Source organism: Herminiimonas sp. NPDC097707 (genome assembly GCF_044761395.1).
In the GTDB taxonomy this organism is placed as follows: domain Bacteria; phylum Pseudomonadota; class Gammaproteobacteria; order Burkholderiales; family Burkholderiaceae_D; genus Oxalicibacterium.
The window spans coordinates 1,097,452-1,109,497 of record NZ_JBIWCI010000001.1; the positions used below are offsets into that span (position 1 = coordinate 1,097,452).

Genomic DNA, 12,046 nt, shown 5'->3' on the forward strand with positions numbered 1-12,046 from the left:
CTACTATTGTTCCGCTAATAATGAATAAGGGGCGCATTTTCATGCACCCCTTATTCATTATTGCTGCCTGCCTTTGCAAAGCGCCGTCAATTCCATCTGCCGCCACGACCGCCCAGGCTGAAGCGCCCTGCTCCCAACAACAGGATTGCCAAGGCGGTGACCAGAAACATGCCCTGCAATTCCAGCGCCCATCCGCCCTGACCGTTGAGCGTCAGCAATTGCTTCATATGCACCAAGAAAATGGCAAATACCATATTGCCGGCAATGATCAATGCCCCCACACGCGACCAGATACCGACGATCAATAAAATAGGTGCGACTACTTCACCCAGATAAACCAGATAGCCCAGTGCAGCCGGCAGCCCCGCTTCGCTTACCACACCGACGATGTAGGCTGGGCCGGCAACGATTTTTGCAATGCCGTGCAACAGTATCAATATGCCCAGCACTAGCCGCAACAGCAATTTTCCGAGGTCATCAGCATTTTGCATATATCCATCCTTGATTAGTTGGTGATCAGAGCGACCAGCCTGTATGTACTACAACTAGACGCACAGTACGGATCGTTTCCTGACGGGCATTATTTTCATTGCCATTAGCATAATACTCCCCCCTCTGAAAATGGGAAAGTCGTCAAATCGCACCGACACATTTTCCTGTATCGATTTGCTCACCCTACTCGCCAAGCAATTCGGCAATCACCTGCCATCCTTCTATATGCTCGGAAATCACCTTGACGATCACAATGATGGGAATGCCGAGCAGCATGCCCCATACGCCCCATAACCAGGTCCAGAACAGCAGCGACACAAATACCGCCACCGTATTCATTTTTGCGATGCGTCCGGTCATCCAGGTGGTCACGAAGGTCCCCACCAGAGTGGCAATGATCAGCGTAAGGCCGGCAACCGTCAGTACCGATGCAAATGTTTCAAATTGCATGAAGGCAGTTACGCCCGTGGCGGCCACTATCAATAACGGTCCGAAATAGGGAATGATGTGCAGGAATCCCGCTGCAACGGCCCAGGCGCCGGCATTTTCCAGAGCGACCCAGCGCAAGGCGATCCACATCAACAAACCGAACAGGGTATTGGTCACCAGCAGCATCAGCATGTAATGCTGTATCGATGTGTTGATTGCATCCAGAATATTGACTGTAATTTTGCGCGAAGACAGTGATCTGCCGCTGATTTTCACCAGCTTGCGCTTGAACATATCGCCCGACACCAGAAAGAAAAATACCAGGAAAACCACCATCAGCACCTGACTCGCGAAGGCGGCGGCTCCCATCGAGCCGGCCCACAACCACTGACTCAGATTGAAAACCGATTGCTCGGCCGCCGTATTCTTGACGAGCGGGCGCACACCGGCCGCCTGATTGGTTGCCTTTTCAATTTCCGTCGCTGCTGCCTGCATTTGCTGAATCGTACTGGTTTGATCTTTTTGCAGATGCTTGAGCGAACGCGTCAGCTTTTGTGTCGCGGTCGGCAGGCTGACCAGAATCGAATTGAATTCATCGCGTAAATTATTTGCCGTCCACAAGGCGCTGGATAAAATCGCGGCTATGACAAACACTGTGCCCACCACACGCGGAATACGAATGCGTTCCAGCCAGACTACCAGCGGGTTCAAGGTATAGGCGATGAAGATGCCAAACACCAGCGGGATAAAAAATTTGTGTGCGGCAGACAAGGCAAACACAAATGCCACACTTGCCAGTATCGTCAGGGAGATGCTGCGCGCATTGACCGGAATCTGAATGTGCGCGGTATCACCGGTAGCAGATACAAGTCCGATCTCATCCTGTACTTCTTTGTTATTCCCATTCTGCTCGGTCATGATTGTGCGCTTGAAAAATTACTGCAGAGAGTGGCTGCTATCGAATAAGTGATTGCATGTAAACGAAGCGATTGTCCCATATGCTTTTATGGAAAGCATGCTAATTCAGACGTAAATCAATATAGATATCTTTATGTGCGACAACGTACAGATGGACGTTGATGACAACGTTAGACTTGGCGCAAGAAGCTGTTGTGCAGACATGCATTGCGCACGGCATTTTCATCGGCGCGCAGCGTTTTGCATAAAAATCGGCAACGATGAAAAGAGACATTGAAGTTGTTGCAACGAGCATTCCACAATGAACCATAACTCGAAAGGAAATTGCCATGCTCTATACCATCGCAGTCGTACTCGTCATCCTGTGGCTGATCGGCCTGGTCAGCTCTTATACCATCGGCGGTTTCATTCACATTCTGCTGGTGATCGCCATTGTGATTATCCTGTTGCGCATTATCAGCGGCCGCAAGCCCTTGTAATACGCGCATGAAAATCAGCCCGAATATCCGGTCTGCCGGAATAGGCTGAATATAGACGAGAAAAGCTGTGCCGATCCGGCGCAGCTTTTTTATTATTCAATCAGCATCAAACATCCGCATTCCCCCGACTATCAAGCTTTTGCCCAACACCTGGCAGCGATTTCCTGCAATTTATTGTTAATTTTCAACCTTCTGCTGGCCTCTTTACGCACCGACTTGGTAACATGCATGGCTAATCTCAGGAGGGGTGGAAGTAATGCAAGTAGCAGTTGTTGGTGCCGGTGTAGTCGGGGTCTGTACTGCGTATTTTTTAGCCGAGGCAGGACATCAAGTCGTGGTGATCGAACGTCGCAACAATGTGGCGGAAGAGGCCAGCTTCGGCGACTCCGGTATTCTTGCGCCAGCCAGCATTGCGCCGTGGGCAGCCCCCGGTGCCGCCAAATCCCTGCTCTCCCATCTGTTCAAATCCGAATCGCCGCTGCTGTTCAATCGGATGCTGGATCCTTCGATGTGGCGCTGGATACGGCGCTGGCTGAAAGAATGCGATATCGAGCGCTATCAGATCAATCGCAACCGCATGCAACGCATTGCTTTTTACAGCGATAAAATCATGCGGCAATTGCGCGAACTGCATCAACTGGATTACGAGCAGGCACCCGGTTACCTGCAATTATTTCGCTCCGAACGCGATCTGCAACTGGCAAAACCCGCTTTTGATTTTCTTGCCGCACATGGCATTCCACATGATTTTCCGGATCCCGATGGCGCGCGTGCGATAGAACCCGCATTGAATCCGCATACGCCGCTTGCCGGCAGCCTGCACTTGCCGACTGACGAATCCGGCAACTGCCCCTTGTTCACGCGCCAGATGCGCCAGCTTGCGCAAGCCATGGGCGTGGAGTTTCATTTTGGCAGCAACGTCAAATCGATACGGCAATCCGAGCACGGAGTGGATATCCGGATTGAAGACCGCAGCTTTGCCGCTGACCGGGTGGTTCTGGCAAGCGGTGCCGACAGCAGCAAGCTGCTCGCACCGCTGGGTTTGCATTTACCGGTCTATCCGGTAAAAAGCTATTCGGCAACGGCCACTATCCGTAATTTCGAATCGGCGCCAGTCGCCGCCTTGATGGATGAATCCTACAAAGTCGCCATCACGCGCATGGGCAATCGCATCCGCATCGCAGGCATGGCAGAACTGGGGGCGCGCACGTCGGACTTGCGCCAGGCCGGATTAAATACCCTGCTTAAAGTCGGCTACGACTGGTTTCCGGATGCATGCAACTACAACACGGCTGCGTTCTGGTCCGGCACCAGTCTGATGTTGCCGGACGGCCCGCCGCTCATAGGCGCAACACAAGTCAGGGATGTCTACGTTAACATCGGCCACGGTTCTACCGGCTGGGCCATGGCGGCAGGTTCAGCCAGGGTATTGGCGGATATCGTTTCAGGCCGTACTCCGGATATCGATCTTGACGGTTTGACGCCACTGCGGTTTCGCTGATTTCAGCGGACGGATTGCGCTAGAATCAGATCAAGCTGTGCCGGCATCCTGCCTTGCACATTTTTTTGATCGCGCCTTCTGATGACCAACCATCGCCCTGCCCTTTACAAAGTTGCAGAGATTCGCCAGATCGAACAAGCCGCACACGCTGCACTTCCACATTATTTCCTGATGCAACGCGCCGGTACGGCAGCAGCCGAATATGTTCGGCGACTGCTCGGCCATCATGATCATGTTGCCGTTCTGGCGCTGGTCGGGCCCGGCAACAATGGTGGCGATGCGCTTGAGGCAGCGAGCCAGTTGGCGCACTACGGCCTGCAGGTCTCAATCTATCTGACCGGCGATCCTGCGCAACTGCCAGCCGATGCGCAACAAGCCTTGCAACACGCTCAAGGCAGCCCTGCCACTTTCATCGATCGCGCAGCCATAGGCGCAAACGCCTGGACATTGGTGATCGATGGCTTGTTCGGCATCGGGCTGGCACGCGCCATCACGGGTGAAATGTCCGATCTGGTCAAGCAGATCAATACTTTGCACTGTCAGGTTCTGGCGCTGGATGTTCCAAGCGGATTGAATGCGGACAGCGGCGCAATCGTCGGTGGCAACAGCGGCAGCATCATCCGGGCCACACACACGATTACCTTCATCGGCGACAAACCGGGCTTGCATACCTGCGATGGTCGCGATTACGCCGGAGAGGTGCTCGTCAGCGATCTTGCGATCGATCCGCAACTGTTTCCACTCGCCTCCATGCAGTTAAATCACGTGGCCCTGTTTTCTGCCGAGCTGCAGTCCAGACGACACAATTCACACAAGGGAAGTTATGGTGATGTCAGCGTACTCGGCGGTGCCCACGGCATGGTCGGCGCGGCTGTCCTGGCCGCTCGCACCGCGGCCAACTGCGGAGCCGGTCGCGTATTCGTCGCCTGTATTTCAGAGGCACCTGCTTACGACAGTGTGCAACCGGAACTGATGTGCCGCCTGGCTGCACATATCGACTTCGACAGCACAACAATCGTCGCCGGACCGGGATTGGGCGACTCGCGCACCGCGCACGATTTCCTCGTCAAGGCACTGGCAGCGCATACGCCTCTGGTACTGGATGCGGATGCATTGAATCTTGTTTCCATGGAAGCAGGCTTGCAGCAAAAACTGGCGGCGCGCGAAGCACCGGCACTACTGACGCCACATCCTTTGGAAGCAGCCCGCCTGCTCGGCCTCACAGTCCAACAAGTGCAAGCGGATCGCATCGCCGCAGCCCGCGCACTCGCAGCCAGGTTCAATGCCACAGCAATTCTGAAAGGTTCGGGCACCATCGTTGCGGCGCCAAGCGGCATCATCGTCGTCAACCCTACCGGCAATCCGGCACTTGCCACTGCCGGCTCTGGCGATGTGCTGTCGGGATTATGCGGTGCCCTGCTGGCGCAGGGCTGGCCGGCATGGGAAGCGGCACTGGCGGCCGTATGGTTGCATGGCAAGGCAGCCGACAATCTGGTTCAGGACGGCATCGGCCCGATCGGACTTACCGCCAGCGAATTGATTCCGGCAATACGTGCGATGTTGAATCAATTAGTACTGCAACAGCACATACGCATCATTGCACCAGGCGGCCTGCCGCAATCGTGATGGTTCGTTTGCACAGCGCAGCAATTGATGGATCGTGTGTGACCAATACTAAAGTCGACTTGCGTTCATGATTCAATTCGAACATCAACTGAATCACCGACTCGCCGGTCACTGCATCCAGACTGCCGGTAGGCTCATCGGCAAACAGCAAGGGCGGCTCGCTGACAAAGGCACGCGCCAGCGCTACACGCTGCTGCTCGCCGCCTGACAGATATTTCGGATAATGCTTGAGGCGACTCGACAAGCCCACGCGTGCCAGCATCGCCTCGGCCTTTTCCCTCGCCTTGCCATCGTTGCGCAATTCCAGCGGCAACATGACATTTTCGACCGCATTCAAGTGCCCCAGCAATTGAAACGACTGAAACACAAAACCGAGTTTTTCTTTCCGCAAGCCGGCACGTCCGTCTTCATCCAGCGCAAAGATATCAATACCATCCAGCTTGACCGTTCCGTCCGAGGGCGTATCCAGCCCTGCCAGCAAACCAAGCAAGGTTGATTTTCCCGAACCGGACGCGCCGACGATCGCCAGCGTGTCGCCCGCTTGCACTGTAAAATCAACCGCTTGCAGAATGGTCAGCTCACCAGTTGCATCGGCCACGCGTTTAGTCAAATTGATTGCTTCAATTGCAGGATACACAGTAGAGGATTCAGACATGCCGATTGATTTCAGGTTTTCGTATCAGGTGGGAAATATATTAAAAACGGCATTAAAAACGACATTACAAACAGTGACACTGGTCGTTTTCACGTCATTCGCAACGAGCGCTTATTCTGCATCAAAAACCATCCTCGTGCTCGGCGACAGTCTGTCGGCAGAATATGGCTTGGCACGCGGTGAAGGCTGGGTCAATCTGCTGCAAAAAAAACTGGCAGCGGAAAAAATCTCTGCGTCCATCATCAATGCCAGCATCAGCGGCGAAACCACCAGCGGCGGCAAAGCGAGATTGCCGTCTCTGCTGCTCAAACATCAACCGGCAATCGTCGTGATAGAACTGGGTGCAAACGATGCACTACGCGGCTTGTCGCTCACTGCGACGCAGGAAAATTTGCGCGCGATGATTAAAAGCGCCAAAGCGGCCAAGGCAAAAATCCTGTTGATCGGCATGCAGATACCGCCCAACTATGGCAGCGATTACACCAGGCAGTTCTCCACCCTATTTCCCAAACTGGCACAGGAAAGCAAATCTTCTCTGGTCCCATTCATGCTGCAGGGTGTGGCCGAAAAACCCGAACTGTTCCAGGCCGATCGCATTCATCCCAGCGCCGCAGCGCACCCGAGAATACTCGACAATATCTGGCCGCAACTCAAACCGTTGCTGATCAGCGGAAAATAAAAAGCCGCTTAACGCGGCTTTTTTATTTGGACTTGCAATGGTGGCAAACTGTTATTCAGTTGTCTCTGACTTGGCAACAGGTCGCAGGATTTTCACCTTGGCCTTTTGCTTCAAGGCTTCGATATAGGCAAATGTTTCCTGCTGCGCCAGCGCTGCCGTGATCTGCTGATGTTCAGCCTGACGCTTGGCGCTATCGACATTGGCCGGTTGCGTTACACGTACAATTCGCAACACCCCAAAGCCCTGCGGCACATCGACGCCGACGTAAGCTGGCAGCTTGCTGGTATCAGCCTTCATCACAGCCAGGAATACTGCAGGATTCAACCCCTGGCTCTTGGCGCGTGAAACGATTTGCGTGGCAGAAAAACCGCTCGCATCGTCTTTTTCCTGCAATGCCGCCAGCTTTGCTTCACCGGCTTTTTTGGCTAGTGCAGCAGCTTCTTCCTGTACAACACGCTCATGCACCAGCGCTTTCACTTCATCGAAAGGACGTTTGCTTGCAGGTTTGTATTCCGTCACACGGCCGGCAATCAGCGTATTCGGTGCAACTTCCACCGCTTCCGTATTGCGCTTGTTTTTCAACGATTCATCTGAAAACAAGGCAGTCAGGAATTTTTGATTATTGTATGGTGCCGTTGGCGCGACAGCAGGATTCGGCTGGCGCGACAAATCGCCGGTCGTTTCAATTTTCAATTTCAGCTTATCGGCAACCGCTTTCAAACTATCTGCCTGCTCGTACACCGTGTTGCTGAAGACGTCTGCCGTCTCGGTGTATTTTTTCGTCACCAATTGTTTTCTGATGTCGTTTGCGATTTCGTTTTTGACTTCATCCAGTGTTTTGGTCGAAGCCGGTTTGATAGCGGTAAGCTTGATAATGTGGAAGCCGAAATCGGATTGCACCAGATCGCTCAATTCGCCTTGCTTGAGCTTGAAGGCTGCCTCTTCAAAAGGCTTGACCATCATGCCCTTGCCGAAAAAACCCAGATCGCCGCCACGTTCAGCCGAACCGGTATCGCTGGAATTTTCCTTGGCAAGCTTGGCAAACTCTTGCGGATTCTTGCGCAACGTTGCCAGCAATTGCTCTGCTTTCGTCTTTGCAGCGGCCTTCTCGGCGTCGGACGCATCCTTGTTGACGCCGATCAGAATATGGCTGGCACGACGTTGTTCTTCCACGCCATAGTGTTTGGCATTCTGCTCGTAATACGATTTGATATCCGCATCGCTGACATTGATCTGTGCAGCCAATGCATCTGCCGTCAATACGACATATTCAGCTTTCACCTGTTCCGGCACATTAAACTGATTACTCTTCTCATAGTACGATTTGAGCATGTCGTCAGTTACTTTGACCTGTCCGGCATAATCGGATTTTTTGAACGCGAGTTGCTGTACTTCGCGTTCCTGCTCGCCCAGTTCGGACAGGCGTTTGGCCAGCGAATCCGGCGCAAACGCAGTGTTCTGAATAGCGGCATTCACTTGCTGCGAGGTCAGTTCCTGACGCAAGCGAGCTTCGTACATGGTTGGCGTCATGCCCTGCGCAGCGAGAATCGCCTTGTAACGCTCGACATCGAATTTACCGTCGGCGGTCGTCAACCCGCCCATATTGACGATGGTTTGCTGCAGGGCCTGATCGGTTACGGCAAGCTTGTTGCGTTTTGCCTCTGCTGTCAGGACACGTTGTGCAATCAGGTTGTTCAGGATTTCCTGTTTGGCTTCAGGCGTATCGAACATCTTGGCGTCGAACTGATCGCCGAACATCTCGCGGAAGCGACTCATCTGTTCGCGTTGCGCCGCATCCCATTCCGGTTGTGTGATTGTCTGGTCAGCGACTTTGGCAACAGTATTCGAGGCATCACCCATGCTGGTGTAGCTTTCCAGCCCGACGAAAGCGAAGGATGGCAAGATAATCAACAGCAGCAAAAACTGCATCAGACGGCGGTGAGTACGGATAAATTCAAACATGGCTAACCAATCTCAGACAGATCAATATGTCGCATATGAAAAAAGGCGAACTCTCGTTCGCCTTTTTATTTTTTGGCGGAGTGGACGGGACTCGAACCCGCGACCCCCGGCGTGACAGGCCGGTATTCTAACCAGCTGAACTACCACTCCTAAACTACTTGATGATTATTTGCGAGTTTGACTGATGGTGGGTGCTGACGGGGTCGAACCGCCGACCTACGCCTTGTAAGGGCGCCGCTCTACCAACTGAGCTAAGCACCCCAAGTTACGAGTTCTCAGCCAAACATACAGCGTTGTCACCACGCCGCAAAGAAATTATTTTACAGCATGTTGGCGCAATTTGCACTAGCAATTGCGCACACATCGACATTAATTAACTGCGTCTTTCAGAGCTTTACCTGGTTTGAATTTAGGTACTTTGGCAGCCTTGATTTTGATTGCTTCGCCGGTACGCGGATTACGACCTGTACGTGCTGCACGTTTGCCTACAGAGAATGTACCGAAACCAACCAGGGTAACAGTGCCATTTTTCTTCAATGTGGTTTTGACTGCGACGATGACCGCGTCAAGCGCGCGCGTTGCAGCAGCTTTGGAAATGTCGGCGGAACCAGCAATGTGGTCAATCAATTCTGTCTTATTCACTTACGTCCCCTCACAAAAGTTGAATGCCGCAAAGTCGCTTCTACCCGAATCAGTAATGCGACGTTACGACACGCAGAAAAATCTGCAGCAGGTATTAAACAAGCCGCACAGCTATGTGTCAAGCGCTTTGCCCTGTTTTCCCCTCTGAAAATTAACATTTAATGCCGGAATGCAGATGTGTTTGCATGAAGCGATCGTTTTACGCAAAAAAAAAACGCTCCGAAGAGCGTTTTTTAAGTACAGGCAACTTAATGCTTCACGACACCAGAATCAGTCGGTGCAGATGGCTTGGCAACTGCAGTCTCAACCACTGCAGCCTCTTCATCAGTTAATGGCACAGGCGCGCGCTCCAATGCGATCTCAAGCACTTTGTCGATCCAGCGTACCGGCACGATCTCCAACTTGTTTTTCACATTGTCGGGAATCTCTGCCAGATCCTTCACGTTTTGCTCGGGTATCAAAACAATCTTGATACCACCGCGATGCGCCGCCAGCAATTTTTCCTTCAAACCGCCGATCGGCAATACCTCGCCGCGCAAAGTGATCTCGCCTGTCATCGCCACATCGGCCCGCACAGGAATACCCGTGAATACCGATACCATTGCCAAGGTCATTGCCGCGCCGGCTGATGGGCCATCTTTCGGCGTGGCGCCTTCGGGAACGTGAATATGGATATCGCTCTTCTCGAAAATATCGGCTTTGATCCCGAGTTTCTTCGCACGGCTGCGTACCACAGTGCGCGCCGCTTCGATCGATTCCTTCATCACATCGCCCAGGGTACCGGTACGAATGATATTGCCCTTGCCCGGCATCGTCATCGCCTCTATCGTCAGCAAATCGCCACCGACTTCAGTCCATGCCAAACCAACCACCTGGCCGATCTGGTTTTCTTTTTCTGCCACGCCGAAATCGAACTGGCGCACACCGAGGAATTTATCGATGTTCTTGCTCGTGACCGTGATTTTGCGTTCCTGTTTTTTCAACAGCAGCATCTTCACAACCTTGCGGCAGATTTTTGAAATTTCACGTTCCAGCGAACGCACGCCGGCTTCACGCGTGTAGTAACGAATGATGTCGCGTATTGCCGATTCCGCCACGCTGATTTCGCCTTCTTTCAGACCATTGTTCTTGATCTGTTTCGGCAGCAAATAGCGTTGCGCAATGCTGGTTTTTTCATCTTCGGTGTAACCCGACAGACGAATGACTTCCATACGATCCAGCAAGGCAGGCGGAATGTTGTACGAGTTCGACGTCGCGACAAACATCACGTCCGACAAATCGAAATCGACTTCAACGTAGTGATCCGAGAACGTGTGGTTCTGCTCGGGATCCAGCACCTCCAGCAATGCAGATGAAGGGTCACCACGGAAGTCGGCACCCATCTTGTCGATTTCATCGAGCAGGAACAATGGATTGCGTACGCCCGCTTTGGACATGCTTTGCAAAATCTTGCCCGGCATCGAACCGATGTAGGTACGACGATGACCGCGAATCTCTGCTTCATCACGCACGCCGCCCAAAGCCATGCGGATGAACTTGCGGTTCGTCGCACGTGCGATCGATTGGCCGAGCGAAGTTTTACCCACGCCCGGAGGACCGACGAAGCACAGGATCGGCGCTTTCAACTTGTCGACGCGCTGTTGCACGGCGAGGTATTCCAGAATACGTTCTTTTACCTTGTCGAGACCGTAGTGATCGTCTTCCAGTACTTTTTCAGCATTGGCCAGATCGTTGTTCACTTTGGATTTTTTCTTCCAGGGCAAACCGAGCAAGGTGTCGATGTAGTTGCGCACGACCGTGGCTTCGGCTGACATCGGCGACATCAGCTTGAGTTTTTTCAACTCGTTCTGCGCCTTGGCAAGCGCCTCCTTCGGCATCTTGGCGGCGATCACCTTCTTCTCGAGTTCTTCGAGATCCGCGCCCTCTTCGCCTTCGCCCAATTCTTTCTGAATCGCCTTGACCTGCTCGTTCAAATAGTATTCGCGCTGCGATTTTTCCATCTGGCGTTTCACGCGGCCGCGAATACGCTTCTCGACTTGCAGAATATCGAGTTCGCCTTCCAGTTGACCCAGCAGATGTTCATAACGCTTGGCGACATTGAAGATTTCCAGAATGACTTGCTTCTGCTCGAGCTTGAGCGGCAGATGCGCAGCAATCGTGTCGGCCAGACGGCCGGCATCATCTATTCCGGCCAGCGAGGTCAGAATTTCCGGTGGAATTTTCTTGTTCAGTTTTACGTACTGATCGAACTGCTGCACGATCGCACGGCGCATGGCCTCGATCTCGGATTCATCGCCGGTTTCGGACTCAATAGGCGTCAGATCGGCAACAAAGTGCGTGTCGAGTTCACTGATGTGATGTATGCGTGCGCGTTGGGCGCCTTCGACCAGCACCTTGACGGTGCCATCGGGCAGCTTCAGCATTTGCAGAATATTCGCGACGCAGCCGATTTCATAAATGTCATCGGCAGAAGGTTCGTCCTTGGCGGCGGCTTTTTGTGCGGCAAGCATGATGCTCTTGCCTTGTTCCATTGCCGCTTCCAATGCCTTGATGGATTTTGGACGACCTACGAACAGAGGGATCACCATATGCGGGAAGACAACAACATCGCGCAACGGTAATAGCGGCAGTTGGGTTTGTTCAGTGGAAATAGTAGTCGTCAT

The 12,046-nt window shown here is 53.0% G+C and carries 10 protein-coding genes and 2 tRNA genes; 4 read left to right on the forward strand and 8 right to left on the reverse strand.

The features are described 5' to 3' along the window. Window positions 1-86 precede the first annotated feature (86 nt). On the reverse strand, window positions 87-491 hold the full coding sequence (locus ACIQW9_RS05255; protein ID WP_402333835.1) for a DoxX family protein: 405 nt from the start codon (window positions 489-491) through the stop codon (window positions 87-89). Between the two features lie 184 nt (window positions 492-675). Beyond that, window positions 676-1,839 carry an AI-2E family transporter gene (locus ACIQW9_RS05260; protein ID WP_402333838.1) on the reverse strand — a complete coding sequence of 388 codons (1,164 nt, stop codon included), beginning with the start codon at window positions 1,837-1,839 and terminating at the stop codon, window positions 676-678. Between the two features lie 329 nt (window positions 1,840-2,168). On the opposite strand from ACIQW9_RS05260, the gene ACIQW9_RS05265 reads away from it, so the two are divergent. The 3 genes from ACIQW9_RS05265 (at window position 2,169) to ACIQW9_RS05275 (ending at window position 5,445) form a co-directional block, all read left to right on the forward strand. Continuing rightward, window positions 2,169-2,318, forward strand: a complete 150-nt coding sequence (locus ACIQW9_RS05265) for a lmo0937 family membrane protein (protein WP_402333841.1) — start codon at window positions 2,169-2,171, stop codon at window positions 2,316-2,318. Between the two features lie 256 nt (window positions 2,319-2,574). Further along, a complete protein-coding gene (locus ACIQW9_RS05270; protein WP_402333843.1) occupies window positions 2,575-3,819 on the forward strand; it encodes a D-amino acid dehydrogenase in 1,245 nt (414 codons plus the stop codon). Window positions 3,820-3,900: 81 nt separating this feature from the next. After that, window positions 3,901-5,445: an NAD(P)H-hydrate dehydratase gene (locus ACIQW9_RS05275; RefSeq protein ID WP_402333846.1), complete on the forward strand. Its 1,545-nt coding sequence runs from the start codon at window positions 3,901-3,903 to the stop codon at window positions 5,443-5,445. On the opposite strand, the gene ACIQW9_RS05280 is transcribed toward ACIQW9_RS05275, so the two are convergent. Next, the gene (locus tag ACIQW9_RS05280) at window positions 5,414-6,100 is read right to left on the reverse strand and encodes an ABC transporter ATP-binding protein (RefSeq protein ID WP_402333849.1); all 687 of its coding nucleotides are present in this window, start codon (window positions 6,098-6,100) and stop codon (window positions 5,414-5,416) included. The two genes, ACIQW9_RS05275 and ACIQW9_RS05280, sit on opposite strands and share 32 nt — an antisense overlap. Here ACIQW9_RS05280 and ACIQW9_RS05285 point away from each other — a divergent pair. Further along, the gene (locus tag ACIQW9_RS05285; RefSeq protein ID WP_402333851.1) at window positions 6,099-6,779 is read left to right on the forward strand and encodes an arylesterase; all 681 of its coding nucleotides are present in this window, start codon (window positions 6,099-6,101) and stop codon (window positions 6,777-6,779) included. The genes ACIQW9_RS05280 and ACIQW9_RS05285 overlap by 2 nt on opposite strands. Before the next feature lie 51 nt (window positions 6,780-6,830). Here ACIQW9_RS05285 and ACIQW9_RS05290 read toward each other — a convergent pair whose 3' ends face one another. The 5 genes from ACIQW9_RS05290 to lon all read right to left on the reverse strand — a co-directional run bounded on the left by ACIQW9_RS05290 (window position 6,831) and on the right by lon (window position 12,046). Then, the gene (locus tag ACIQW9_RS05290; RefSeq protein ID WP_402333853.1) at window positions 6,831-8,741 is read right to left on the reverse strand and encodes a SurA N-terminal domain-containing protein; all 1,911 of its coding nucleotides are present in this window, start codon (window positions 8,739-8,741) and stop codon (window positions 6,831-6,833) included. Between the two features lie 73 nt (window positions 8,742-8,814). Beyond that, window positions 8,815-8,891: transfer RNA gene (locus ACIQW9_RS05295), tRNA-Asp, on the reverse strand. Between the two features lie 35 nt (window positions 8,892-8,926). Continuing rightward, window positions 8,927-9,002, reverse strand: a tRNA-Val gene (locus ACIQW9_RS05300). A gap of 108 nt (window positions 9,003-9,110) precedes the next feature. Further along, window positions 9,111-9,383, reverse strand: a complete 273-nt coding sequence (locus ACIQW9_RS05305; protein WP_011871233.1) for an HU family DNA-binding protein — start codon at window positions 9,381-9,383, stop codon at window positions 9,111-9,113. A gap of 248 nt (window positions 9,384-9,631) precedes the next feature. Next, complete coding sequence (lon, locus tag ACIQW9_RS05310) at window positions 9,632-12,046, reverse strand: endopeptidase La (protein ID WP_402333856.1); 2,415 nt, start codon at window positions 12,044-12,046, stop codon at window positions 9,632-9,634.